27 protein-coding genes and 1 riboswitch are annotated in these 24,784 nt (G+C 62.8%); of the genes, 16 read left to right on the forward strand and 11 right to left on the reverse strand.

Features of this window, described 5'->3' with window-relative positions; all coding sequences use genetic code 11:
• Window positions 1–61: 61 nt before the first annotated feature.
• The 4 genes from ACLRGI_RS06510 to ACLRGI_RS06525 all read right to left on the reverse strand — a co-directional run bounded on the left by ACLRGI_RS06510 (window position 62) and on the right by ACLRGI_RS06525 (window position 4,222).
• Window positions 62–757: a DsbA family protein gene (locus ACLRGI_RS06510; RefSeq protein WP_419200846.1), complete on the reverse strand. Its 696-nt coding sequence runs from the start codon at window positions 755–757 to the stop codon at window positions 62–64.
• On the reverse strand, window positions 757–1,674 hold the full coding sequence (locus ACLRGI_RS06515; RefSeq protein ID WP_419200847.1) for a cation diffusion facilitator family transporter: 918 nt from the start codon (window positions 1,672–1,674) through the stop codon (window positions 757–759). Before ACLRGI_RS06515 ends, ACLRGI_RS06510 begins: the two co-directional genes overlap by 1 nt.
• Window positions 1,671–2,048 carry an ArsR/SmtB family transcription factor gene (locus ACLRGI_RS06520; RefSeq protein ID WP_419200848.1) on the reverse strand — a complete coding sequence of 126 codons (378 nt, stop codon included), beginning with the start codon at window positions 2,046–2,048 and terminating at the stop codon, window positions 1,671–1,673. Before ACLRGI_RS06520 ends, ACLRGI_RS06515 begins: the two co-directional genes overlap by 4 nt.
• 65 nt (window positions 2,049–2,113) lie before the next feature.
• Complete coding sequence (locus ACLRGI_RS06525) at window positions 2,114–4,222, reverse strand: bifunctional copper resistance protein CopD/cytochrome c oxidase assembly protein (RefSeq protein WP_419200849.1); 2,109 nt, start codon at window positions 4,220–4,222, stop codon at window positions 2,114–2,116.
• 220 nt (window positions 4,223–4,442) lie between these two features.
• Between ACLRGI_RS06525 and ACLRGI_RS06530 the strand changes: the two genes are divergently transcribed.
• From ACLRGI_RS06530 to ACLRGI_RS06550, 5 genes are all read left to right on the forward strand, one after another.
• The gene (locus tag ACLRGI_RS06530) at window positions 4,443–4,865 is read left to right on the forward strand and encodes an ArsR/SmtB family transcription factor (RefSeq protein WP_419200850.1); all 423 of its coding nucleotides are present in this window, start codon (window positions 4,443–4,445) and stop codon (window positions 4,863–4,865) included.
• 45 nt (window positions 4,866–4,910) lie between these two features.
• Window positions 4,911–5,879 carry a cytochrome c oxidase assembly protein gene (locus tag ACLRGI_RS06535; protein ID WP_419200851.1) on the forward strand — a complete coding sequence of 323 codons (969 nt, stop codon included), beginning with the start codon at window positions 4,911–4,913 and terminating at the stop codon, window positions 5,877–5,879.
• Window positions 5,876–6,004 carry a hypothetical protein gene (locus tag ACLRGI_RS06540; RefSeq protein ID WP_419200852.1) on the forward strand — a complete coding sequence of 43 codons (129 nt, stop codon included), beginning with the start codon at window positions 5,876–5,878 and terminating at the stop codon, window positions 6,002–6,004. Before ACLRGI_RS06535 ends, ACLRGI_RS06540 begins: the two co-directional genes overlap by 4 nt.
• Window positions 5,994–6,857: an SURF1 family cytochrome oxidase biogenesis protein gene (locus tag ACLRGI_RS06545; RefSeq protein ID WP_419200853.1), complete on the forward strand. Its 864-nt coding sequence runs from the start codon at window positions 5,994–5,996 to the stop codon at window positions 6,855–6,857. Before ACLRGI_RS06540 ends, ACLRGI_RS06545 begins: the two co-directional genes overlap by 11 nt.
• A 289-nt stretch (window positions 6,858–7,146) precedes the next feature.
• Window positions 7,147–7,319: riboswitch (cyclic di-AMP (ydaO/yuaA leader) on the forward strand.
• Window positions 7,320–7,322: 3 nt separating this feature from the next.
• On the forward strand, window positions 7,323–8,159 hold the full coding sequence (locus ACLRGI_RS06550; protein ID WP_419200854.1) for a M23 family metallopeptidase: 837 nt from the start codon (window positions 7,323–7,325) through the stop codon (window positions 8,157–8,159).
• A 33-nt stretch (window positions 8,160–8,192) separates the two neighbouring features.
• Here ACLRGI_RS06550 and ACLRGI_RS06555 read toward each other — a convergent pair whose 3' ends face one another.
• Window positions 8,193–8,864: a vitamin K epoxide reductase family protein gene (locus tag ACLRGI_RS06555; RefSeq protein ID WP_419200855.1), complete on the reverse strand. Its 672-nt coding sequence runs from the start codon at window positions 8,862–8,864 to the stop codon at window positions 8,193–8,195.
• A gap of 167 nt (window positions 8,865–9,031) precedes the next feature.
• Here ACLRGI_RS06555 and ACLRGI_RS06560 point away from each other — a divergent pair, with 167 nt between their 5' ends.
• From ACLRGI_RS06560 to ACLRGI_RS06575, 4 genes are read left to right on the forward strand one after another with little or no spacing between them, the layout of a single operon-like run.
• The gene (locus ACLRGI_RS06560; protein ID WP_419200856.1) at window positions 9,032–9,433 is read left to right on the forward strand and encodes an ArsR/SmtB family transcription factor; all 402 of its coding nucleotides are present in this window, start codon (window positions 9,032–9,034) and stop codon (window positions 9,431–9,433) included.
• Entirely contained in the window at window positions 9,430–11,382 is a 1,953-nt protein-coding gene (locus ACLRGI_RS06565; protein ID WP_419200857.1) for a heavy metal translocating P-type ATPase, read from the forward strand. Before ACLRGI_RS06560 ends, ACLRGI_RS06565 begins: the two co-directional genes overlap by 4 nt.
• Window positions 11,379–11,897 (forward strand): signal peptidase II, encoded by a 519-nt coding sequence (lspA, locus tag ACLRGI_RS06570; protein WP_419200858.1) that lies wholly within the window; start codon window positions 11,379–11,381, stop codon window positions 11,895–11,897. Before ACLRGI_RS06565 ends, lspA begins: the two co-directional genes overlap by 4 nt.
• A gap of 47 nt (window positions 11,898–11,944) precedes the next feature.
• Entirely contained in the window at window positions 11,945–12,550 is a 606-nt protein-coding gene (locus ACLRGI_RS06575; RefSeq protein WP_419200859.1) for a cadmium resistance transporter, read from the forward strand.
• Between the two features lie 149 nt (window positions 12,551–12,699).
• Here the strand turns inward: ACLRGI_RS06575 and ACLRGI_RS06580 are convergent, their stop codons facing one another.
• From ACLRGI_RS06580 to ACLRGI_RS06590, 3 genes are all read right to left on the reverse strand, one after another.
• Window positions 12,700–13,344: a DUF305 domain-containing protein gene (locus tag ACLRGI_RS06580; protein WP_419200860.1), complete on the reverse strand. Its 645-nt coding sequence runs from the start codon at window positions 13,342–13,344 to the stop codon at window positions 12,700–12,702.
• 138 nt (window positions 13,345–13,482) lie between these two features.
• Window positions 13,483–13,971: a DUF6153 family protein gene (locus ACLRGI_RS06585; protein WP_419200861.1), complete on the reverse strand. Its 489-nt coding sequence runs from the start codon at window positions 13,969–13,971 to the stop codon at window positions 13,483–13,485.
• A gap of 243 nt (window positions 13,972–14,214) precedes the next feature.
• The gene (locus tag ACLRGI_RS06590) at window positions 14,215–14,520 is read right to left on the reverse strand and encodes a heavy-metal-associated domain-containing protein (RefSeq protein ID WP_419200862.1); all 306 of its coding nucleotides are present in this window, start codon (window positions 14,518–14,520) and stop codon (window positions 14,215–14,217) included.
• A 228-nt stretch (window positions 14,521–14,748) separates the two neighbouring features.
• Between ACLRGI_RS06590 and ACLRGI_RS06595 the strand changes: the two genes are divergently transcribed.
• On the forward strand, window positions 14,749–15,060 hold the full coding sequence (locus ACLRGI_RS06595) for a thioredoxin family protein (RefSeq protein WP_419200863.1): 312 nt from the start codon (window positions 14,749–14,751) through the stop codon (window positions 15,058–15,060).
• A 285-nt stretch (window positions 15,061–15,345) separates the two neighbouring features.
• Window positions 15,346–15,471, forward strand: a complete 126-nt coding sequence (locus ACLRGI_RS06600; protein WP_419200864.1) for a hypothetical protein — start codon at window positions 15,346–15,348, stop codon at window positions 15,469–15,471.
• Between the two features lie 72 nt (window positions 15,472–15,543).
• Here the strand turns inward: ACLRGI_RS06600 and ACLRGI_RS06605 are convergent, their stop codons facing one another.
• Window positions 15,544–16,794 (reverse strand): Nramp family divalent metal transporter, encoded by a 1,251-nt coding sequence (locus ACLRGI_RS06605; RefSeq protein WP_419200865.1) that lies wholly within the window; start codon window positions 16,792–16,794, stop codon window positions 15,544–15,546.
• A gap of 183 nt (window positions 16,795–16,977) precedes the next feature.
• Between ACLRGI_RS06605 and ACLRGI_RS06610 the strand changes: the two genes are divergently transcribed.
• Complete coding sequence (locus ACLRGI_RS06610) at window positions 16,978–17,937, forward strand: arsenic resistance protein (RefSeq protein WP_419200941.1); 960 nt, start codon at window positions 16,978–16,980, stop codon at window positions 17,935–17,937.
• Window positions 17,938–18,022: 85 nt separating this feature from the next.
• Here the strand turns inward: ACLRGI_RS06610 and ACLRGI_RS06615 are convergent, their stop codons facing one another.
• Complete coding sequence (locus ACLRGI_RS06615; RefSeq protein ID WP_419200866.1) at window positions 18,023–18,898, reverse strand: DUF4097 family beta strand repeat-containing protein; 876 nt, start codon at window positions 18,896–18,898, stop codon at window positions 18,023–18,025.
• Window positions 18,855–19,406: a histidine kinase gene (locus ACLRGI_RS06620; protein WP_419200867.1), complete on the reverse strand. Its 552-nt coding sequence runs from the start codon at window positions 19,404–19,406 to the stop codon at window positions 18,855–18,857. The genes ACLRGI_RS06615 and ACLRGI_RS06620 overlap by 44 nt, the downstream gene beginning before the upstream one ends.
• 199 nt (window positions 19,407–19,605) lie before the next feature.
• On the opposite strand from ACLRGI_RS06620, the gene ACLRGI_RS06625 reads away from it, so the two are divergent.
• The 4 genes from ACLRGI_RS06625 (at window position 19,606) to ACLRGI_RS06640 (ending at window position 24,578) form a co-directional block, all read left to right on the forward strand.
• Window positions 19,606–21,288 carry an ABC-F family ATP-binding cassette domain-containing protein gene (locus ACLRGI_RS06625; protein WP_419200868.1) on the forward strand — a complete coding sequence of 561 codons (1,683 nt, stop codon included), beginning with the start codon at window positions 19,606–19,608 and terminating at the stop codon, window positions 21,286–21,288.
• Window positions 21,289–21,424: 136 nt separating this feature from the next.
• The gene (locus ACLRGI_RS06630) at window positions 21,425–21,772 is read left to right on the forward strand and encodes a molybdopterin oxidoreductase (RefSeq protein ID WP_419200869.1); all 348 of its coding nucleotides are present in this window, start codon (window positions 21,425–21,427) and stop codon (window positions 21,770–21,772) included.
• Window positions 21,772–24,240, forward strand: a complete 2,469-nt coding sequence (gene nirB / locus ACLRGI_RS06635; RefSeq protein WP_419200870.1) for a nitrite reductase large subunit NirB — start codon at window positions 21,772–21,774, stop codon at window positions 24,238–24,240. Before ACLRGI_RS06630 ends, nirB begins: the two co-directional genes overlap by 1 nt.
• Window positions 24,237–24,578, forward strand: a complete 342-nt coding sequence (locus ACLRGI_RS06640; RefSeq protein WP_419200871.1) for a Rieske (2Fe-2S) protein — start codon at window positions 24,237–24,239, stop codon at window positions 24,576–24,578. The genes nirB and ACLRGI_RS06640 overlap by 4 nt, the downstream gene beginning before the upstream one ends.
• The last annotated feature ends 206 nt before the right edge of the window (window positions 24,579–24,784 follow it).

Raw genomic sequence — 24,784 nt, forward strand, 5'->3', positions numbered from 1 at the left:
TACGTTATGTAGAATGCTGATTTTAGGGCAATAATGCCCGGTATACCCGTGCTGCTGGCCGCTATTTTGCGGCGTCTGCGAGCAACTGCCGGAATTGTTCTTCGGTTTCCAAGGTCAGCATTTCGCCGTTGAGGAAGAACGTCGGAGTTCCCTTGACCCCGAGAGCCGTGCCGTCGGCGATATCCTTCTTGATTCGCTCCTTGGTCTTGTCATCGGCCACGGCGGCGTCATAGGCGGCCAGGTCCAGTCCGAGCTCTTGGGCGAAAGTGCGGAACAGGGGTGCCTGGGACTCGGTCTTCTCGCCCCACTGCGGCTGGGTTTCGAACATTTTGGCATACATTTGCTCGTACTTGCCCTGCTGGGCGGCGGCTTCCACGGCGAGGGCTGCGGTGGCTGAGTTACGGTGCGAGGGCAGGGGGAAGTACCGGTTGACGAAGGTGATCCGGTCACCGAATTCCTTCTTCAGTTCCTCCACCAAAGGCTGTGCTGCAAGGCAGGCCTCGCATTCGAAGTCCAGGAATTCCACTAGCTGGGCCTTTTCCGTGGTTGGAGAGGTGACGCGGTGGCTGTCGTCGCGGACCAGTTGGGCTTCTGCGGACGCAACTGGTGTCGGGGCGGCCGGGGAGGGTTTGTTCAGTGTGAACACGGTGTACCAGATCACCCCGACGGCGACGAGGACGGCCAGCAAGACCCAGATGAAGACCCTGGCTTTCTTGGCTGTGTCCATGGGAGGGGGAGGCGTTTTGGTCTGTGTCATCAGTGGTGGATGCTTTCCTGGTCGCGGTGGGAGGCGGGTTCGATCTGGAAGGTGGAGTGTTCGACGCTGATGTCGAAGTGCTGGGCCACGCAGTCCTGCAGGTACGCCAGAATACTGGCGGCATGCCCGTCGGTCATGCAGTTATCCTCGACAGTGACGTGGGCTGACAGGACCGGGGTTCCGGAGGCCACGAGTGAGGCATGAAGGTCGTGCACATCGATAACGTGCGGCAAGGCCAGGATGTGCTCACGCACCTTGGCCAGGTCCAGGCCCTTGGGCGTGGATTCCATCAGCACGTTCACGGTGTCGCGGAGAAGTTTAAGCGTGCGGGGGATGATCAGGACGCCGATCAGCAAGGACACCAGAGCGTCGGCCTGAAGCCATCCGGTCAGAGCGATGATGATGGCGGCAGCGATGACGGCTACGGACCCGAGGGCGTCGTTGAGGACCTCCAGGAATGCTGCCTTCATATTGAAGTTGTGGTTCCGACCGGAGGCGAGGATGAGCAGGCCGATAACATTGCCGGCCAGGCCAATGATGCCGAACCAGAGCATTGTCGATTCCCCGATTTCCGGGGGCTCGAAGAGCCGCCGGATGCCTTCGACGATGACGAAGCCGCCGACTGCCAGTAGTAGCGCGGCCTGACCGGCGGCGGCGATGATTTCGGCGCGCTTGTAGCCCCATGTACGCGTCAAGGTTGCCGGTTTCAACGCGAGCGATGCGGCAATGAGTGCGATCAGTAGTCCGGCCGAGTCGGTGAACATGTGGCCGGCGTCTGCCAGCAGGGCAAGGCTGCCGGTCAGTGCAGAACCGATGATCTCGGCAATCATCACCGTGAACGTGATGGCAAAGACCGCGATGAGTTTGCCGCGCCTGGCAGTGGCCTCGGCGGCGTGGTCGTGCCCGTGACCGCTCATGAGCGGACCTCCAAAATGTTGTCAGAAGAGAACGATCGTGTGGTGGTGTCCTGGTTATGCCCGGGCTCGCCGGAGCCGCAGATGGTGTCAACGGTCAGGATGGTGCCCAGCAGGTCATTCAGCGCGTGGGCCAGTTTAGCGTCGGCGAGTTCGTAACGGACCCGGCGTCCGGCCGGCTCCGCGGCCACCAAGCCGCAGTCCCGCAGGCAGGCCAGATGGTTGGAGAGAATCTGGCGGCTGACTCCGATGCTCTCAGCCAGGTCCGAAGGGAATGCCGGACCGTCCTTGAGTTGCAGCAGGACCGCAGCCCGGGTTGGATCCGCGAGGGCTTTCCCGAACCTGGCCAAAACATCAATCGTGGGCAGTATGCGCATACCCGTCATATTACAGGCTGTCTTGAATTCAGGAATATCTGTACCGGTTGTGTTTGCATACCTGGCTAGCCGTTTCTGTCGTGGTTACGGCTTCTGGTGTCGCGTTCTTCCAGTTGAGTGAGCATGGCGTTGTAGGCGTCCAGGTCGGCATCGTTGTTGCGGGCCGCTGCCCTGTCGACGCGCCGCGTTTCGCGAGCGTCCGAACGTGACCACATGATGGCCACGCCAATGGCAATCAGCAGGGTCGGGACTTCGCCAATGCCCCAGGTGATGGCACCGGCCATCTGTTGGTCTTCCAAGGGCGGGGCGCCCCATTCGCGTCCCAGTTCGGTGAACCACTCGGGTTGGATCAGGGTGGTTGACCCCATCAGCGTGACGCCGAAGAAGGCGTGGAAGGCCATGGTGGCAAGAAGGAGCAACAACCGAAGAGGGTATGGTGCGCGGCGCGGAACGGGGTCTGTTCCGATCATCGACAGGACGAACAGGTAGCCGGTGATCACGAAGTGGACGGTCATGAGTTCGTGGCCGACGTGTTCTTTGAGGGCGAACCCGAATGCATCGGAGTAATAGAACAGGACGATGGAGCCGGCGAAATTGGCGGCCACGAACAAGGGATGGGTCACAACCGCGGCCGCCCGGGAGTGAATGAGAATCATGACCCATTCCCGTGGACCCCGCGAGCCATCCCGGCGGGGCGCCAGGGTCCGCAGTGCCAGGGTGACCGGTGCGCCCAGGACCAGGAATACCGGCACGATCATGGTCAGGGCCATGTGGTCAAGCATGTGTGCGCTGAACAGTATCCGCCCATATACGGACGGTCCGCCCGAGGTGAAGAACACCAGCGCTGCCAGGCCCACGAGCCAGGCAACGCTGCGGATCCACGGCCAACTGTCCCCGCGGCGCCGCAGATGCTGCGCGGCGCGCAAATAAAGGTACGCGGCGAACACCGCGAAGGCGATCCAGAGCCAGTCCGGCCGCCAGATGGTGAACCAGCGTTCGGGCGTCAGTTCCGGCGGCAGGAGGTATCCGGTGAGGATCTCCGCGGGCGTCAGGGCCGGCCGGATGTCTTCCCCGGCTGGTGGCGGGGTCCGGCTCAGTGCGGCTGCGAGCCCACTGACGGCGCCCATGATCAGCAGCTCAACCACAATGAAACGCCACAGCAGCCGGTTGGCCTGCCCGGTCCGGTTCTTCACGCTGAGGGCGGGAATAAGCCGTTTCCTGTGCAGGTACCCGATGGCCCCCAAAGCGATGGCCGCCGTCGTCTTCGCCATGAGCAGTACCCCGTAGGGGGAGGCAAGGCCGGCCGGGAGCTCGATGCGGATCGTGGCATTGATGATTCCCGAGGCCACAACGAGGACAAAGGCGAAGCCAGCCAAGGTGGAAAACCGTTTGAGGACTTCGGCGGTGTCTTTGCCAAAGGCCGTTCCGCCCACGGCCAGTGCGATGAGACCACCCAGCCACAGGCAAACTCCCACCAGGTGCAGACCCAGGGAGTTGATGGCCTGCTCGTGATCGTTGCCGCCGGCGGCGTGGCCGATCAGCACCACCGGCACCAGGCCGCCAACCGCGAGGAGGGCTGCGGTGGCCAGGCCTGCGCTGGAGCGGACGCCAAAGGTCAGGGTGGCCACGACCGCGGCGATGATGACGACCCACAGCCAAGCCGCACCGTTGGGAAGCTCAGTGATGTAGGAGACAATCTGGGCGGCAAACTCGCGACTGCCCGAAACCGGAACGCCCGCAATATCGGCGAAACTAAACACCAGCACCGTCAAGGCCGAGAGAGTCCAAACCAGGCTCGCCACCGAGGCCAGCGCCATGATCCGACTGAAGGCCGGATGCTCATCAGCGGCTGCAACCCCCGCCGACGAGATGTCCGGTGTGCGGGACCCGGATCGGCTGCCCCTGCGCCCCGGCATCACCGGCGGCACAATGAAGGCCACGAAAACCAAGGCACCAATGGTGGCCGCCGCTGCAACATTCTGCACGGTCTGGGCCACGCCGTAGCCCCATCGGACCAAGGCGCCGGGATCCCGGGTTTCGGCCGGCAAGGTCCCCCTGCCGTAGGCCGTCGCCACCAGCACCACGACGACGGCGATCACGCCAGCCGCGGCCAGCCACCGCAATTTCGGCGAGGTGGTTGGGCTGCCGCTGGCAGCGGGGGCTTTCAAAGCCACAATGGTTCCTTAAGGCTGGTCCCGTACCTGCCTCCTCAAGGCCGGGGAGCCAGGCGGCGCCGAGCAGTCCGACGCCATTCAAGATTATCTGTAGAGTTGTTCAGACGTTAATCGGTGGCCGACGCCCGCTTCCTGACCCAAGCATTACGGCCCAATCAGGCGCGGACCGTACGTCACAAGGCAAATGCGACGCATTAGCAGGTAGAGGTAGTCTTAATGAATGACCGGAACAGCACAGGCTATGCCTACGTCCAGCCAGCCGGGCAACGACTGCGCAGTTCGGCTGGTGGATGCCGAAAAGGTCGAGGCCGTACGGTCCCGAATGCCGGCGGACATGGACGTGAGCGATCTTGCTGTCATTTTCGGGCTCCTCTCGGACCAGGGGCGGGTCAGGATCCTCATCGCGCTGCTCGAGGGGGAAATGTGCGTGTGCGATTTGGCCGCCACCACAGGGTTGAGCGAATCCGCTGTTTCCCATGCGCTGCGCTTGCTGCGCGGACCGCGTGTGGTGGAGGTCCGTCGGGCCGGCCGGATGGCCTACTATTCATTGGCCGACTCCCACGTGCGCATGCTGCTCGATCTTGGTCTCACACACGTCGGTCACACCGGTCAGGACCGCCTGAAGATGGTCAGCAACAGCTAACTTACGCCCTTGGCCAGGCCGCCGTGGCCGGACGGGGGCACTGATATGGGCGAGCCTGGAGTCGAGGGCCCGGTATGGCTTCCCTCGTTACCGCCCTCGCTGGGCGAGTTTCTCGCACCGAACCTGCAGCCTATTCCCCTGATTCCTGCCCTGACGCTGCTGGCCGCGGTCCTCTACCTTGCCGGCGCGATCAGTCTCTGGGGGCAGGGCCGGCACTGGTCCCCGGTACGCACAGCATCGTTCCTGTTCGGATGCCTGGCCATCATCGTCGTCATGGGAGCCGGTATCGAAGGGTACGGGCTGCGCATGTTCTCCATTTTCATGTTCCAGCAGCTGACCCTGATGATGGCTGTCCCGCCCTTGCTGGTCATCGGTTCCCCTGGGACGCTGCTGCTGCGGGCGACCCCGCACAATCTGCTGGGGCGGCCAGTCCTGAAGTTTGCCCTCTGGGGCCTTCGGTCGCGTGCCGGCAGGTTGGCCATTCACCCGGCCTTTATGGTGCCGCTGTTCCTGCTCAGCTTCTACGGGGTCTACTTTTCGGGACTGGCCGACCTGTTGCTGCCGAACTGGTATGGCCATGTGGGCCTTGAATTGCTGTTCCTGGCCGCGGGCATCCTCTTCACGGTGCCGTTGATTTCCGCTGACCCGCTGCCGAGCAGGCAGACACACTTCGGCCGGCTGCTGGACATTTTTGCCGAGATGCCGCTGCATGCCTTTTTCGGTGTCGTGATCATGATGGCTACTGCGCCCATGGTTAAGTTCTTCGCCGCGCCGCCGGAAAGCTGGGAGGTGGACCCCATGCAGGACCAAGGGCTGGCAGGAGGGCTGGCCTGGTCCTATGGGGAACTGCCGGGAGTGCTGTTGTTGATGTTCATTCTGGTTCGCTGGCAACGGGACGAGGCCAAGGGATGGGTCAAATCCGAGCGTAAGGCCGCTGTAGTGGGAGACCCGGACCTGGACGCCTACAACGAATACCTGCGTCAGCTGGCCAATCGCCCGGAGCGCCAGCGATGACAGTACCCGACGTTTCGACGTCGGCCGCCAACCAGGCGCAGGACCCCGCTGCAGCCGAGGCGACGGCGATCCCCGGACAGCTGGCGCAGCGATGGTATCTCCAGGAGGAACGGCGTGGCGTATAGGTTCCTTCTGTCCTGGCGTTGGGCGGGATGGCTGCTGTTGGCCGCACTTTTCGCCGCCGCATGCGTCGGGCTGGGGAACTGGCAGATGGATCGCCGGAATCAGACGGTGGCCGAGATCCGAAGAGTCCAGCAGAATTACGACAAAACCCCGGTGCCGTTTCAGGATGCCCGCACCTACTTTGAAGTTGCGGACCCGGACGCGAAGTGGAGAACGGTTCTAGTGTCAGGGCGGTACCTTACCGAGGACCAGAGAATCATCAGGAACCGCCCCAACAACTCCGTTGCCGGATACGAGGTAGTGGTACCGTTCCGGCTTGCTTCCGGTGAAACGATCGCGGTCAACCGGGGCTGGCTGCCGATCGGCAACGCCCGGCCCGGGTACCCCGATGCCGTGCCCTCCCCACCAACGGGAGATGTCTCGGCAGTCGTACGGATCAAACCCTCCGAGCCCGATGTTGGCCGTGACGCTCCGGAGGGCCAACTGGCAAGCATCGACCTGTCCTACTACGCGAGCCAACTGGGGTACCCGTTGCTGGCAGGCAGCTACGGGGTCATGGCCTCGGAGTCACCGCAGCCTCCCGCAGTCCCGCAGTCGCTTGCCCGACCTGCCATCAAGGAGGGATCGAACCTGTCCTACGCCCTGCAATGGATCACATTCGGAGTCCTCGCGTTTGTCGGATTCGGGTACATGGCACGTCAACAGGCCCGCATCCACCGTGAGGAACTTGAAGCCGCGGAGGCGTTGCCGGACACGGCAAGCAGCGTCCATAGGCCCAGCCTTTCGCGGCCGGGCAAGCGCAAGCGCTCCCGAGCAGAGGAAGAAGACGCCCTCCTGGACTCGATGGGACTTTGACCCGCACGGAGCCCCCGAGGGAAGGCTCTGCCCCGGAACGGCGTACCGTCATCCCCCGGAAGGAGTAATCACCTGGTCTGCCGGGGAACCATGCCACGGCCGGGATCGTTGAGCCCGTAGCTGCACATCTGAAGATACTGTCAGTGCGGATCACCACCGGGCCGGGCGTTCCTGCCCGAGGCCGTCAACGCAAAAGTCACGAAATTGTAACGACAGTACTTTACGGCTACCATTAATTCAGGTTTTTCTGTATTAAAAACCTTTGATGCTCCACGCTGGACCCCGCCGGGGGCATCAAACGTCAATTCTCTTTGACGGCGGGGGTGGAGGACCCAGTTTTGGCAGCAAGCCTGCCTTGGGGTGAAGCCGTGATGTCAGTGGTCTGTTGACCGCCGGCCACGGCCGGGCATTTTCCTTGGCCCGAACCCGACAGCTAACTTCGCAGGCGAACCGAAAGGATCCCCCTTGGCTTCTGTATCCCCCCATGGCCGCCGTCGAAAACCAGCCTCCGGTTTCGCGCCCCGCATGGCCCTCCCGATGATTTCCACGACCACCGGCCGCCACCGGCCCGTGCCAGAGGCAGGAGGGAGGGGGAGCCGGCACAAACAGGTCACGGCCGCCACCACGCTGAGCGTGGCCGCGCTTTTAACAGCAGCGCTCACCGCAGCTCATGCCAGCCCGGCGTCGAATAATGCAGCTCCTGCCTTGCAGTCGACGGGGACCGTCGCCGCCGGCGCGCCTGTCCAAGCCCCCTTGGGGGCTTCGATAAGTTACGAACGCCCGGCTGTCACCACCGAGCAGGCGCCGTTGCCGGTACCGGCCAAGGCTGACGTAGCTGCTTCCGGCGCGGTTGCGCCTAAACCCGTCGCTGCGCCCCCTGCCCCTGTGACTGCCCCTGTGCAACCTGTCTCAGCGGCCCGGCTCGGGGCGCCCTTGGCCGCCATGTCAATCACCTCTCCGTTCGGTGTTCGCACGTCTCCGATCTCAGGTGCCGGGGAGCTGCACACTGGCCTGGACCTGGTGGCGGCCTGCCAGGTAGCCGTGTTCGCCGCCGGGGCCGGAACTGTCGTGGAGGCCGGATGGTCCCCCTACGGTGGCGGGAACAGGATTGTGGTTGACCACGGGAACGGCCTGAAGAGCACTTACAACCACCTGGCCGCGATCGAAACCTCCGTCGGCGCGACCGTATCAGCCGGCGAGCGGCTGGCGGCGGCCGGCACCACCGGCAACTCCACCGGCTGCCATTTGCACTTCGAGGTACTCCTTAATGGACAGACCGTGAACCCGCAGGGATGGATGTAAGTCCCCACCATCGCCTCTCCGGGATGTCCACGGTCAGAGTCCTGATGTGCCCAGGAAGACGTGGCTGAAGGCGAAGAAGATGGTTCCGGCAACGGCCACGTAGAGCAGCGCAGTAAAGATCCAGCCAAAGTCAGCGACAACGCGGGCGGTGGTGGCGGGTACTTTAATGACTCCATGGGCGATGTTCCGGGCTGTGACCCAAACGAACAGGGGAATCATTGCCGCCCAGACAATCATGCAGAAGGGACAGAGGATGTGAATGGAGTACAGAGCCTGGGACCATAGCCACACAACGAAGGCAAACCCAAGCGTGACTCCGGTCTGCAGCCCGGCCCAGTACCATCGGGCGAACGTGGCCCCGGAGAGCAGTGCCATGCCGGTGGTGATGACGACGGCGAACGCCACGATTCCGATAAACATGTTGGGGAACCCGAAAACTGAACTTTGCCAGGTCTGCATGACCTGGCCGCAGGAAATCCAGGGATTGACGTCGCAGACCGTTTTGTAGCCGGGGTCCTTGAGTACCTCGAGTTTCTCAAGGACCAGGGCGCCGGAGGCGAGCCAGCCGACGATACCGGTGATGACCAGCAACCAGCCGAACGGCTTGTCCCGGGTCATGCGGGGAACAACCGTTCCTACATCAGCTGAAGCATCACTGCTGTTGGCGGGTTTCAAGTTCGCAGCGGATTTCTCGGTGCTGGTCATGGCTGTCGTCCTTCGGGTTTGGTGGAGGGCTTGACTACCATGATCCCGCAGATGCGGTAGTGATCGGTGCCTTCGAGGTTCCTTTTCGCTACATTCGCAGGATCCGGTCACTGAGGCGGCCTTCAAACCTCGCCGATAACATCACGACTTTGCGCTATCATCGTCATATGACGATTCATATGGCCGGCCCCGGGAGCGATTGCGCCCCCTTGGATCCCGCGGCCGCACTCTTTCATTCGCTCAGCGATCCGACACGTCTGGGCATTGTGAAGCGCATGTCCCAAGGAGAAGTGCGGGTGGGTGAGCTTGCTGCTGAGCTGGGTCTGGCACAGTCCACAGTCTCCGCCCATATTGCTTGCCTGCGTGATTGCGGCCTGGTTGAAGGCCGCGCCCAAGGCCGCAGCGTGTATTACTCGCTCTCACGCCCCGAGCTGATGGATGTACTTGCCCAAGCTGAAATTCTGCTTGCGGCAACCGGCAACGCTGTCAGCTTGTGCCCGAACTACGGCGCCGACAGTGCCCGCGCCGAGCTGACAAACACGAACCTTACGAAGGAGAACGCCCGATGAGCGACGCATGCGGCTGCAGCGACGACAAGCCCGAAACCGCGGCCGAAGAGGCTGAGGAAGCGGTCGGATTCTGGCAAATCAACGAGATCAGGGCCGCCGCAGTGGCCGGGGTGCTTCTACTGACCGGATGGATTCTGTCTCTGACCGGAGGCCCTGAGTGGCTGCGCCTGGTCCTGGAAATCGGTGCCCTGCTGGTCGCTGCCTGGACGTTCGTTCCCTCCACCCTCCGGCGCTTGGCTAAAGGCAAGATCGGCGTGGGCACCCTCATGACGATCGCCGCCGCCGGCGCAGTCGCATTGGGCGAGTACGAGGAAGCAGCCATGCTTGCCTTCCTCTACTCCATTTCCGAGGGCCTTGAAGAATACTCTCTGGCCAAAACCCGCCGCGGTCTCCGCGCGTTGTTGGACCTGGTTCCGGCAGAAGCGACGGTCCTGCGCAGCGGCACTGAGGTCACAGTAGACCCGGCCGAACTTGTCCCGGGGGACCGGATGATTGTCCGCCCGGGAGAGCGGCTGGCCACCGATGGTCGAATCATCACCGGCCGCACTTCCCTGGACACTTCGGCCCTGACCGGTGAATCCGTCCCGGTGGAGGCCGGTCCCGGCAGCGAGGTCTACGCCGGGTCCATCAACGGAACAGGGCCACTGGAAGTCGAAGTCACCAGCACCGCGGAGAACAACTCCCTGGCCCGCATCGTGCACATCGTCGAGGCCGAACAGTCCCGCAAGGGACCGGGCCAGCGACTTGCGGACAACATCGCCAAAAAGCTCGTCCCCGGCATCCTGATCGCTGCGGTCCTGATCATCGTCTTCGGCTTCATCGTCGGAGAACCGCTGCTATGGTTCGAACGCGCACTGGTTGTCCTGGTCGCCGCATCACCGTGCGCTTTGGCGATTTCCGTCCCGGTCACCGTTGTGGCCTCCGTCGGTGCGGCCAGCCGCATCGGTGTGCTCATCAAGGGCGGCGGAGCCTTGGAAACCCTCGGCAAGATCCGCACCATCGCCCTGGACAAGACCGGCACCCTGACCCGGAACAAGCCCGAAGTCATCGACGTCGCCGCAACCGGGACCGCGACACGCGAAGAAGTCCTGGCCCTCGCGGCCGGGCTGGAAGCCCGCAGCGAACACCCCCTTGCTCGTGCCATCCTGGCCGCATCTCCTGTCCGGGCTGAGGTCACCGACGTGGACACGGTGCCCGGAGCCGGCCTGGAAGGCCTTTTCGAGGGTAAAACCGTCCGGTTGGGCCGCCCTGGCTGGATCAACCCCGGTTCCCTTGCCGGGGAGGTTGAGCGTATGCAAACGGCAGGTGCCACCGCTGTCCTGATCGAATCCGATGGCGAGGTCATCGGTGCCGTCGCAGTGCGTGACGAGCTTCGTCCCGAAGCCCGGGACGTCATTGCCCGGCTCACGTCCTCCGGGTACACCACAGCCATGCTGACCGGGGATAACATCATCACAGCCAATGCCTTGGGCAAGGACGCCGGGATCACCGAAGTCCACGCCGACCTCCGTCCCGAAGACAAGGCGGAGATCATCAGGACCCTGAAGTCCCGGCAGCCCACCGCTATGGTCGGCGACGGCGTCAACGACGCCCCTGCCCTGGCCACAGCCGACACCGGCATAGCAATGGGAGCGATGGGCACCGACGTCGCAATTGAAACCGCTGACATCGCCCTGATGGGTGAGGACCTGAATCACCTGCCACAAGTCCTGGACCATGCCCGCAGGACCCGGGCGATCATGCTCCAGAACGTGGGCCTGTCCCTGCTGCTGATCGCAATCCTGATCCCACTGGCACTGTTCGGCCTGCTGGGACTGGCTGCCGTGGTCCTGATCCATGAACTCGCTGAGATTGTGGTGATCGGCAACGGCGTCCGCGCCGGCCGGATCAGCCGCAAAACCGCGCTCGCGTCGGTCAAGACCACGCCGGCTCTGGAGCCGGCAGCGTGAGCGTCCCGTCGCCGGCAAGTCCCGCCGGCACGTCAGCTGTTGCCGGGAGAGCACGGCGGGTCAGGATCACCTTGCTCATCACGGCAGCAGTACTCGCCGTGGTTGACCTGGTCATTAAGGCCCTGGCCGAAGCCATGCTCTCCAAGGGCGCCACCATCGATCTGGGTCTGGTGAACTTGAAGCTGTTGTACAACACCGGGGTAGCTTTCAGCCTTGGCGATGACCTGGCCCCATGGCTGGTGATCGCCGCGACCGCCGCGATCATCCTGGCCATGACCTGGTACGCGGTCTCCACCGCCCCCACCATGTCAGCCCTTTCACGGGCCGGTGCTGCCCTGGTGGTGGGCGGCGGGGCCGGGAACCTCGTAGACCGGCTCGATGGGCGCGGCGTCGTGGACTACCTGCACAGCGGCTGGTTTCCTACCTTCAACCTCGCCGATGTCTTCGTCACCGTTGGGGTAGCACTGTACATACTGGGCACTTTGCTCGGGTCCAAAAAACAGCAAACGGCGTAAGCAGCACACGAAACTCAAGGCTCTCCTGATACCCGAAAGGGACTCCCGTGTTTGCGACCATCCTGGCAGCGGCTGGCATGTTTGCCGCAACGAACATCGATGACATCGTGGTGCTGACGGCACTTTTCCTGGCCTCAAGAAAGGGTAAACCGCGCCCTTGGCACATCGTCGGAGGGCAGTACGCGGGATTCATCACCCTTGTGGGGTTGAGCCTCCTGGCCGCGCTGGGTCTAAGCATCGTCCCGGACGAGTGGGTGGGACTTCTCGGATTCCTCCCCTTGACTTTGGGCGTCCTGGGCCTTATTCGGGGCCTGAAAGAAGACGGCGATGACGATGAGAATAAGCTCACCGGAGGGCTTGGCCTGATCGGAATCGCGGGTATCACCATTGCCAACGGTGCGGACAACATCGCCATCTATACCCCGGTGTTCCGAACCATGGCCCCGTCCGACACCGCCATCACCGTCGTCGTTTTTCTGGCACTTGTTGCTCTCTGGTGCGCTCTGGGCAAGATCATCGGCACTCACCACAGAGTCGTAGAAACCCTGGAAAGAGTTGAGCATTGGTTGGTGCCGGCAGTCTTCATCGGGCTCGGCCTGACTATCCTCATCGGATCAGGATCCCTGCAACGCTTGATAAACCTTTGGGTCTGACACTTGGGTGAGCGAGGTCAAAACCGCCGCGCACGCACGCACGCTCGCAGCGGCGGCAGCCGATGGCAGTAAGGCTCCAAATGGGGAATCGGATATAAGAGGGCCGGGCTCCCTCACAGGGAGGAAGCCCGGCACCACGAAAGGGCTGCTCAGAGTGCCGCCAGAAGCGTCTGCATTTCCTTGATCTCGGCTTCCTGGGCGCTCACGATGTCCTTGCTGAGCTGGAGGGCCTCCGCATCCTTGCCGTCCTTGCTTTCTGTTGTGGCCATCGTCACGGCGCCCTGATGGTGGGCGATCATCTGGGTCAGGAACAGTTTGGCGGCCTCAGTGCCCTGGGCGGCTTCCAACTTGGTCATCTCTTCGGGGCCCATCATGCCCTCCATGCTGTGCCCTGTGGGCATCTGAGTGGGTTCGCCCCAGCCCTGCAACCAGCCAGTCATTTTCTCAATCTCCGGGGCCTGGGCGTCCTTGATGCGGGTTGACAGGTCCCTGACCTCGGCAGGGATATCTTTTTTCTTGAGGATCATCTCGCTCATCTCAACAGCCTGGGTGTGGTGCGGAATCATCATCTGGGCGAACGTCACGTCAGCGGAGTTATGGTTCGCCGCGGCCGCCGGGTTCGACGGGTCGGACGAGCCGCTGCCGTGGTCCATTCCCGGCATGGACGTCACGGAGGAACCGGAACCACCGGAACCACCGGAACCACCGGAACCACCGGGCGCTCCGCATCCGGCAAGGGCGACGGCGGCAGCGATGGCTGTTGCTGCAAGGGGTAAGAACTTTTTCGTCTTCATAAAAATCAGGTCCTTCCTAAGAATTTCGGGGCGCGAAGACGCCCGTTCAAAGGTGGTGGGATCATCAGCTGTACGCCTCTCAGTCTGAGGGCAAGGGCGCATTGAAACCTGCCTGGGCTGGCCCGGCAGAAGGAACGGCTACGTTCTGCTGATGGACAACTCACCCGGTGAAGGACTCCCGGGCCGGTAGGACCATGGGATCCGAGGTGTGCTGGTCGGGACCGCGGATTGTGCCGTGACGGAGGTCGTGTCATTCGGTACGGGCGCCGCCAGAGCAGCGGCCGTCGCCGAGGGGATGCAGGATGCACCCATCGAGTGTTGACTCGAGCACTTCCCGGAGCAGGAGCACTGCACAGCGGAGTCGGCACCCTTGGCGGCGGACAGTTCCGCCATTGCAGGCTCCGCCGGTGCGGCCGCATGGTCGTCGTGCCCGGACGCTTCACCTCCAGGCGCTGCCGGACTTTGCCCGGCCATGTACGGCATGCGCGCGGCAGTGGTGCTTGACTGTGCCGAGTGTGCGCTGGTCAGAACATGCATGCCCAGGATTCCGGCGATGATGGCCAGCACGGCGGTCAGAAGCGCCGTCGTGAGCAGGGCAGAACTGGTCATGGTGCGCTGTCCGGCCATACTGGACCTTCCTCCCTGCGTGCGTCTGGTTTTAGCTGCCGGCACCGCCGCCCCCAACCTGCGGGACGGCGGTGCCAACGCGGGCTCACGGTTGGGTCAACGAACCTGCGAGAGGTTCAGTTTCACTCGGCGGAGCAGTTGGGTGTTCAGGGCTACCACGATTGTGGAAACTGACAACAGAACCGCGCCCGTCCGAGTATGGCCGCCTTTCGCGGGGAGGGGAGCAGGCCAAATGAGACTGAGCTAGATGCTCAGCCTGTATCCGGCTGCAGTAACGGCGTCCCGGATAGCTGCATCTGTGGCTGATCCGGAAGCGACCAGGCGGGAGATTCCGCCAGGGACGAGTTCAACAGTCGCGGTAACAACTCCCTCCACAGCGTTGACCGCCTTCTCAACGCTGGCTTTGCAACTACCGCAGGTCAAGCCTTCCAAGGAAAACCCGATGCCGGGAGCCGACTCCGGTGCTTGCGCGGTTTCCGTGGAGCAGCAGCCACATCCCGTGGAGGAAGCAGAAGTCACGGGCAGTTCAGTACGTGATGGTGTTTGCATGTCAGTTCCATTCAAAGCAGAAGATTCGATGGTGCTGTGGTTGAACGGTTGTAAAGAGGAAATCACTTAGCCCTCCGCGACAGACCACTCACTGACAACACCCCGAGTATACCCCCCAGGGGTATGAGAGTGCAACTGTTCGGAAGAGCCATCTGAGTGCTCGAGCTCTCCGTCGCCGCGACCTGGCACCGAATCTCGGTGGCCCTCACCATGAGGGAGAATGAACTCATGAGGATAGAACTGCTTTACATTGATGACTGTCCGAACTCCGCTGGAGCGCAGGAGCGCCTGGAAGCAGCCCTCGAAATCCTGGGACGCGGCGACATTCCCGTGCATATGCGGCAGCTGAACTCCGCGTCAGAGACCGAAGATACGGGATTCGCCGGTTCCCCGACCATCACTGTCGACGGCAAAGACATCTTCCCGACCGGCGCAACCGCCGACGATCTCGCGTGCAGGGTGTACGTCACCCCGCACGGACTCACAGGAATGCCGACCGTCGAGCAGGTCACCGGCGCCCTCAAGAATCATGGATTCTGAGTCTTCCGGCACATGCTCCTGCTGCGGCAGGAGCATGGCCCGGAAAAAGCTTCACGCCTTGGGAGAAGAGGCATTCTTTATCTGCCGTCGCTGCGGCTTGTGGGTAGCTCTACGGCTCACCGCAGATCACCCGGACTAAGACCCGCCCTTGCCCCGCTACGACCCACATGGCGACCCGATCCCCTTGCCGGACGAACACCCCGACACGGCACGCACGATCCAGTTGGACGTGGTGGTGCCGGGGCCACAGTGGTCATTTGGCTGGTCTTGGATGGATGCGCCGAGATGCTTCACTGCTCCGCCGGGAAGTGCCTCGTCCGGGCCGCGCAACTCATCATCAATGAACGCAAGGCCTTCGCGGCCGGGATGCTGACCGTGTCGCTGGAGCCGGAGCTGATGTCGTTCTGGTGACGAGGTTGCTGCGGGGCTCTGGGTGGAAACTGTTGCCCCGCCCTGGAGGGCTTCAGTTTTCAGGATGGGTTCTCAGGATTGTCCGCTGAAGGTGAGCGTGATGAGCATTATATTGAGTCCGACGATCAAGGTGGCACTGGTCCAGCCGGCGATCTTCAGGGCTTTGCCGTCGGTGTGGATGCCCATCACGTCACGCTTTCCCGTGAGCCGGATCAGGGGGATCAATGCGAACGGGATGCCGAAACTGAGCAGTACTTGGCTCAATACCAGGGCCAGGGTCGGCTCGATCCCCGCCCCGAGAACGATCAGCGCCGGAATGAGGGTGATGACCCGGCGGGTCAGCAGCGGGATCCGGACTTTCAGGAGTCCGCCCATGATCGTTGCACCGGCGTAGCAACCAACCGACGTCGACGCCAGCCCGGACGCGAGGAGTCCGATGGCGAAGATGACGCCGATGGCCGGTCCCAGTGCCGAGGTCACTGCCGCGTGGGCGCCGGCGATGGTGTCCGTGCCCTCGGTGCCACGCAGGCTGGATGCCGCCAGCAGCAGCATCGAAATGTTCACAACACCAGCCAGCAACAAGGCGCCGATGACGTCGAAACGGGTGGCGCGGATCAGGCGCGTCCGCACCGCCGGATCTTCGGAGAACCCATGCCGGTCCCGTGCCAGGGCCGAGTGCAGGTAAATCGCGTGTGGCATGACTGTCGCGCCCAACATGCTCGCTGCCAGCAGGACGGTGTCAGTGCCCTCAAAACGAGGAACCAGACCGCCCAGGGCGGCTCCACCGTCTGGCGGGTTGACGAACAACCCGGACATGAACCCAACCGCGATGACGCCCAGGAGCACCAGGATCGCGTATTCAAAGGAACGCTGGCCCCGATGCGACTGCAACGCCAGCAGCAGCATGGAGGCCACGCCAATGATGACACCGCCGACCAACAATGGGAGCCCGAACAACAGATTCAGTGCCACCGCACCGCCGATCACCTCGGCCATGTCCGTGGCACCCGCAACGATTTCGGCCTGCACCCAGTAAAGCCTGCGCCGTTTGGTCCCGAGCCGCTTGGCCAGAATCTCGGGAAGGCTCATACCAGTGGCCAAGCCCAGCTTCGCCGATTGATACTGCACGAGAACGGCCATGGCGTTGGCCACCACCAAAACCCACACCAGCAAGTACCCATAGTTCGCACCCGCTGTGAGGTTCGCCGCAACATTGCCCGGATCCACATAGGCGATCGCGGCAACGAAGGCCGGACCGAGCAGCAAGAGCCGGGACCACACCTTCCGGGGAGTAGGGCGGGTTTCAAGTGTGGGTGCAGTCATCGGATGGTCCTCATCATCGGGGCGGTCTGATAAGAGAATAGAGGAAAATTAGGCATACCGAAAAGTAGCTTTTAGGAATGCCTATAAAGTCAGCTTTTACCTGCTGCGTGAAGCTCTCATTCTTGGCATCCGTGTGTCCGGCTTAGCATTACAAGAGTGGAAAACAGGAACTTCGTGGCATGGATGGACGAGCATCAGATTGGCCTCTACCTGACGGCAATTGTCATCGGCGGTGGCATCGGGTTCTTGGCGCCGGGGCAAGCTCCGGCGTTGGAGCATTGGATCAACCCTGTGCTTGGGCTCTTGCTTTACGCGACGTTCTTGGGTATTCCGTTTGCCTTAATCGGCAGGGCTGCAAAGGACTTTCGCTTCCTGGCCACGGTGCTGGTGTTGAACTTCGTCGTCGTCCCTGTCGTGGTGTTTGGTCTGACACGGTTCATTGCCGGGGACCAAGCTTTGTTGGTCGGCGTTCTGCTGGTGCTCCTCACGCCGTGCGTTGACTACGTCATCGTCTTCAGCGGTCTCGCCGGCGGGGCCGGTGACCGGCTTCTGGCGACCGCGCCGGTGCTGATGCTGGCTCAAATGCTCCTGCTCCCGCTTTACCTTCTGCTCTTTGTCGGCCCGGACTTGGTGTCAGCCGTCGACCCGGCACCGTTCTTTGAAGCCCTCGTCGTGCTGATCATCATCCCGCTGGGTGCGGCGGCGCTGACACAGGTTCTTGCCCGGAAAGCGGCGGCCGGCAGGGCCGTGATGGCCGTAATGCAGTCGTTTATGGTGCCGCTCATGATGGCGACGCTGGCCGTCGTTGTCGGTTCACAAATCGTAGGAGTGGGACAGGAACTTACCTCTCTACTTTCTGCCGTGCCGATTTATGCCGCGTTCCTGCTCGTCATGGTGCCGCTGGGCATGTTCGCCGCCAAACCCGCCAGACTCGATGTTGCCGCTACCCGCGCCGTGGTTTTCAGCGGAGCGACCCGTAATTCCCTGGTGGTCCTTCCGCTTGCCCTGGCACTGCCTGACCACCTGGCGCTTGCCGCACTTGCCGTGGTGACGCAAACGCTGGTGGAGCTGATCGGCATGGTGCTCTTCGTCAGATTCCTGCCTGTAATAGTAGGCAAGGAACGGCGCCCGCAGGCGGCCTGATAGGTGCACGGATGATGCGGACGGGACCATGACCAACGGCAACCGGATTGCCTGGCGGTGATCACCCGTCCCGGAAACTTACATGTCAGCTTCCTGGCTGCCGGACGCTGATGGGGGATCGCACCACATGGATGTCGCCGTAGGCGTTGCGGGCGCGGATCTCCACTTTATGGGTGGTTTCACCTGGTCCGCTGGTGGCCTCGAGTGCGTTGCGTACACGTCCGTACTTAGTGTTGAGGTCCAGCCAGGCGGCAGTGCCTTCACGAACACCGACGGCCAATGCGCCTGCGGCGGTCTGGACGGTGAGGGTACCCGCGGCCACTTCCCCCACCGTGATGTCGCCGTTGGACGTTTTGACCGTAGTGGACCCGCCGGCCCGCTCCAGGGAGACGTCGCCGTTGGCTGCACTGACGCTGAGCTCGCCGGAAGCGCAAGCGATGTAGGTGTTGCCGTTGCCGTTCTTTACGGTAGCAACGCCCTCAATATCCCGGATACGGATCTTGCCGGAGCCGGTCTTGATCCTGGACCTCCCTGATGCGCGCTCCACCGTGACATCGCCCATGTCCGTGTGTGCCTGCAGCTCGCCGCAGTGCTCCACGCGGATGTGGCCCAGATCGGTTTTCAGGTCGGCAGTGCCGAATTCGCCCTCGCAGCGGAGGTCTCCCATGGCGGATCTCAACTCCAGGCTGCTGCCGGCGGGAACCTCCACAGTGATCTCCACCGCGCCGCCGTCGCTGAACCAGCTGTGGCGGAATCCGGGGTGCAGCCTGACCTGCAAGCGGCCGTCCGAATAGTCCACGGTTGTCTGCTCAGCCATCCTGGCGTCCAGGCTTCGCTTGGCCTTTCGGGGCTGGACCGTCACCTCGGTTTGCGGGTGGTCGCGGGCTACGATCCACATATCGCCGCGAACAGAGACATCAATCACGACGGCGATTGGTTGAGGAATCTGGAAGGTTGCCATCAGCGCGCCCATCCCGTGAAGTTCTGCTCGCCGGGTTCGTGGCGCGTACTTTCTTTGTCGAGAGGCCGCCGTGGACTGCTTCGGCGACGGCCCGTACCAGCCAGGAGTTCACGGACAGGCGCTCCCTGCCGGCTGCCTCTTCAACTTGTTGCTTGAGCTGATCCGGAAGTCGGAGAGTGGTGCGCGAGGTGCTGGTGCCATCGAAGTCTTCCGGCGCCATGGGGCCTCGGATTGACTGTTCGATCATTGCCTCGAAGTAACTGGTTGGCGGATTGTTGACCACGAATTCCGGATCACGGCCCCGGAGCCTGACTTCTACGGAGCCGGGGGCGATTTCCAAGGTGATTTCGCTGGCGGCATCAGAGAGCGCCTCCAACAGGACCAGCCGAACCGTGGATTCGACGGCGGCAGTGAGGCGTTCGCTGAGGGCCCGCGCCTCCGGGCCGCCGGCTTCGGCGGCGCTTTCCAGCTGTTTCCGTACCTCGCTGACGTATTGGCTAAGCTGCATGACACCATTGTGACGCCAATATGGTGTCATAGCAATGCCGTTCTGCGGGCGGGGGCCCTGTGGTGTGGTGGCTTGACGCGAACCCACAAAGCCCGGCAGTCTGGAGCGATGAAGTCTTGAGCGCAGCCCTTCTTCCCGGCTGCATCCCCAGTACCCACACGGCTTTCTGCCACCCACTGCGGACTTGCGAGGATTCCTCTTGACTGACCACCTTCACCTTTCCGGCGTTTCCCACGGCTACGGGGACCGCGAACTATTCCATGCCGTCGACCTTGCCATCCACCACGGCGAACACGTGGCGATCGTCGGCGAAAACGGCGCCGGCAAATCCACCCTCCTCCGGCTCATGGCCGGCGTTGAAACGCCCGACGACGGCACGGCAGGTTTGTCAGGCAACCCCGGCTACCGCGTGGGATACCTCGCGCAAACCCATGGCTTCTCTGAGTCTCTGACCGTCAGAGACGCCATTGACACTTCCCTGGCTTCGCTGCGTTCCCTGGAGGCGCGCATCCTGGACCTCGAATCCGGCCTGGCCGACGCTGATTCCGACGAACTCGAGCTCTACGGGAGCCTGCAAACGGAATACCAGCTCCGTGAAGGCTACGCCGCCGAATCCCGCGTGGAATCAGCGCTGGACAAGCTGGGGCTGGGAGGCCTGGACCGGCGTCGAACGCTTGGATCCTTATCCGGCGGCGAGCAGGAGCGGGTAGCGCTCGCCTGTCTGCTGGCTGATCCGGCAGACGCGTTGCTCCTGGATGAGCCCACCAACCACTTGGATGCGAGCGGCACTGCGTGGCTTGAATCGCGGTTGGCCGCGCATCGCGGAACAGTGGTGGTGGTCTCGCATGACCGCGTCCTGCTGCGGAAGATAGCCACCACCATCATTGAGGTGGACGCTGACCGGCGGTCGGTGAACCGCTACGGGAACGGGTACGAAGGCTACCTCCGGGAGAAAGCCGCCGAGCGGGCCCGGTGGATCCAGCAATACGAGCAATGGCTCGATGCCATGGCCGCTGAACGACTCCAAGCCGCCACTGTGGCAGACGGCATGGGCTACGGCCGAAAACGCGACAACGACAAAATGGGTTTCGACTTCAAAGCGGGAACCTGGCAGCGCGCGGCGGCCAGCAAGGTCCGCAATGCCCAGGAGCGCCTCCGCAGGCTCGAGGATAACCCCGTGGATCGGCCGCCCGTGCCGCTGAAACTTGCAGCACCCCTGGGAGTCATTGCCGTGGCGGCGTCCGAACCCGCGGTCGAAGCCCACGGCATCAGCGCGCCCGGCAGACTCCAGACCACCCACCTCAGGGTGGAAGCCGGACAAAAAGTGCTCATCACCGGTCCTAACGGTGCGGGCAAATCCACGCTGTTGTCCATCCTGGCCGGGACGCTGGAGCCGGCCACAGGCTCTGTCACGGTGAACGGCAAGGTGGGTTACCTGCAGCAGGAACTTGAAGTGCCCTCCCGCCCGGGGCTTCGCCTGCTACCTGCATTCGCCGCGGGGCTCGGCGGGAACATCGACGAACATGCTGAGGGCCTGCTGCGGCTGGGGCTGTTCCGACCGGCTGAATTCCATGTTCCCGTGGGTGGCCTTTCCGCAGGGCAGCAGCGCCGGCTCGCCCTGGCCCGACTCCTTCTGGGCGGCTACGACACCATGATCGTGGACGAGCCCACCAACCACTTGGCACCGGTGCTGGTGGAGCAGTTGGAGGCAGCGCTCGCCGCCTTCGAGGGGACCTTGGTGATCGTGAGCCACGACCGCGCGCTGGGAGAGTGGTTTGACCACTGTGCCCGTGCCGATGTCGCGGTCGAACACCGCTGCGGTCCGGTCGGCACGGGCGGCCATTGGGTCAGGTACGGAATGCAGGGCGGCGAATTGCTGTAGCCCTCACGCGGGTCCACGCCTGTGAGCTGCCCGAAAAGCGATGGTTACGCGTTGTCCTGCAGGCCGAAACGCGGCGGCGGGCGTCCTGTAACACGGCCGGAGCACCATGGAAGGAAGCCGGCCGAAAGGAACTTCCGTGATCATCCAGAATCTCTTCCTGCAGGGCATCTACCCGTTCGAGGGCAGCGGCATGGAAAAGCCAGTCCCCCTCCACAGCGAGCTGGCGCACTTTGTCCCGGACGGCGTCGTGAACCAAACGCTGTACTTCCGCGGGGGCAATTCCAGTCCCGAGCTCATCACCGTGGTCCTCATGCGCGACGGCGTGCCCATCCGTTACTTCCCCATCGGGGCCAAAAGCGACGTCCATATTCCGCTGAGGGTTGTTGAAGACACTGACGGTGGGTCGGTGATCGAGCTGTTCATCGTGGCTCCCGCAGGCGTCAGGGGTTCGGTTGTGGTGGACCTCGGGATGGTGGAGCACTGATGCGCCGGCGGCTGGTGGTCATCGGCAACGGAATGGCCGGCGCCCGGGCCGTGGAGGAAATCCTGGCAAGGGGCGGCTCTGACCTCTTCCACATCACCATGTTTGGCGACGAACCCTACGGGAATTACAACCGGATCATGCTCAGCCATGTCCTGTCCGGTGAGGAGGGCGATGCGGATATCTTCCTCAACTCTCTTAGCTGGTACCAGCAGAACAACATCACACTCCATGCCGGTGTCCGGGTGGACCGCATCGACAAGTTCAGCAAGCACGTCTTTGCCGCCGACGGCCGGGTGGAACCTTACGACGACCTCATCATCGCGACCGGCAGCCGTTCACACTTGCCGCCCATGGAGGGCGTCTTTGCACCCAGTGGAGCAGTCAGGCACGGTGTCTTCACGTTCAGGACCTTGGACGATACCCGGAAGATGATTCAGTTCGCCAATAGTGAGCACCATAGCCGGGCAGTGGTGATCGGCGGCGGCTTGCTCGGGCTGGAAGCGGCCCACGGCTTACAGGCCAATGGATTGGCCGTTTCTGTGGTTCACTCCGGCGGGCATCTGATGAATGCGCAATTAGGGCCCGACGGCGGTGCAATACTGCGGCGGAGCGTCGAGGCGCTGGGCATCGAAGTGCATACGGGAAGCCGGACCACAGCGATCCTTGGCGCGGAGCGCATCACCGGGGTAAGCCTGCGCGATCAACGCGAGCTCGGCTGCGACATGGTGGTGGTTACCGCCGGCATCAGGCCAAACGTTGACGTCGCCGTCGTGAGTGGCCTGGCAGTGGAGCGGGGCATTGTGGTGGACGACCACCTGCGCGTCATGGATGAAGAGAATATCTTCGCCGTAGGGGAGTGCGTGCAGCACCGCGGTGAGGTGTACGGACTGGTGGCCCCACTGTGGGAGCAGGCTGCCGTGCTGGCCGATCAAGTCACCGGGGTGGATCGTTCATCGGTGTATCTGGGCTCCCGGACCGCCACCAAACTAAAGGTGGCCGGCGTCGATGTTGCGTCCATGGGGCTTGCCGGGCCGGAGCGCGACACAGATGAACACATCGTGTTCTCGGAACCGGGCCGGGGCGTGTTCAAGTCGATCGTCATTCGCGACAACAAAATGGTGGGCGCCACGTTGTTGGGCGATAGCCGGAAGGTGGCCTACCTGACCCAGGCTTTTGATCAGGGCTTGGCCCTCCCCGAGGAGCGTCTATCGCTAATGTTCGATCTCGGTGGACCAAGTGCCGAGGAGAGCGTGGCCGAACTGGCTGACAGCGCGCAGGTCTGCAACTGCAACGGAGTTTCCAAAGGGGCACTTGTTGCTGTGGTGAAGGGTGGCTGCACCTCGGTATCCGCGGCCATGGACGCTACCCGGGCGGGAAAAGGCTGTGGCTCGTGCAAGCTCATGGTCACACAGGTGGTGGAATGGGCCGCGGGCGGGGCGGTGGAGGAAGACCCGGCAGCGAGCTACTACGTTCCCGGAATTCCGCTGGATAAGGCCGCTTTGATGGCTGAGATCCGGGCACGAGGGCTGCGCTCCGTTTCCCAGGTGTTTGCCGCTCTCGCCCCGGGAAAGCTTGAGGACGCTAAATCGAAGATGGCCCTTGCATCCCTCTTGAAAATGATGCTGGCCGATCAGTACGTTGATGAACGCGATGCCCGTTTCATCAATGACCGCGTACACGCCAACATCCAGCGGGACGGCACGTTCTCCGTAGTCCCACAAATGAAAGGCGGAGTGACGTCGGTCCAACAGCTCCGGAGAATTGCCGACGTCGCGGAGAAACACAAGATTCCCATGATCAAGCTGACAGGCGGGCAACGGATCGACCTGCTGGGGGTGCCCAAGGAGGACCTGCCACAGGTCTGGGCTGATCTGGACATGCCGTCCGGATATGCCTATGGCAAGAGCTTCAGGACCGTCAAGACCTGTGTCGGCAAGGATTATTGCCGCTTTGGAACAGGCGACTCAACCGGCTTGGGCATTGGATTGGAGTCCCGTTTCCAGGGAATTGAGGCACCGGCCAAGCTGAAACTCGCGGTCTCCGGCTGTCCGCGCAATTGTGCGGAATCATTGGTCAAGGACGTCGGCGTAGTGGCGGTGGAAGGTGGCCGATGGGAGATCTATGTGGGCGGTGCGGCCGGTGCCCACATCCGCAAGGGAGATCTGTTGGTCACCGTGGATACCCCTGATCAGGTCACCCTCCTGGCGGGCCGGTTCATGCAGTACTACAGGGAGAACGCCAACTGGCTGGAACGGACCTACGCCTTTGTGCCACGGGTAGGCATCGAACACCTTCGGAGAGTCATCCTGGACGACTCAGAGGGTATCGCCGGGCGGTTGGACGCAGCCATGCAAGCTTCTGTGGATGCCTATGCTGACCCTTGGAGTGAACGCGATGATCCACTCACGCCCGGGCAGTTCCGGACCTCCCTGCCGTTGACCGTGCTGCCTCAGGTGCCTGTCCGATGAGCACGCAGTCCCTGTCCGCCGTCGAATCGAACTTTCAGCGCGTCTTAGGGCCGGTGGACCAAATTCCGTTCGGGGAGGGCAGGGCCTTCGGAGTGGACGGCGAGCAGGTGGCGGTGTTCAGGTTACGGGACGGATCGTTGCGGGCAGTCTCGGGTGTCTGCCCCCACAAAGGCGGCCCGATCGCCGACGGCACCATCGACCACAGCGTGGTCATCTGTCCCCTTCACCAACACGCCTTCGAGCTGGAAAGCGGATGTTCCACTACGGGCGCCAACCCTTTGCGGTCTTACAAAGTCTTCGCAGATGAGGCCGGGAACATCGTGCTGATGCGGGGCTGAGAGGCGCTTTTCCACAGGCCCTTGTTGCCTGCGTCACGGGCATTGGGGTTAATCCCGTAAGATAGACGGGTTGCGCGAAGCTTCGGCGTTCTGCGTTCTTTGTCACACTTCGGGCCCTCCAACGAGGAAAAGCTCGAATTATGTGTGCCAAAGCCGCCCGTGTTCCGGCACCGGCGTAACACCAACAGCAACACCCCAACCCACAA

The organism is Paenarthrobacter sp. PPS72 (genome assembly GCF_048537125.1).
In the GTDB taxonomy this organism is placed as follows: Bacteria; Actinomycetota; Actinomycetes; order Actinomycetales; family Micrococcaceae; genus Arthrobacter; species Arthrobacter nitroguajacolicus_E.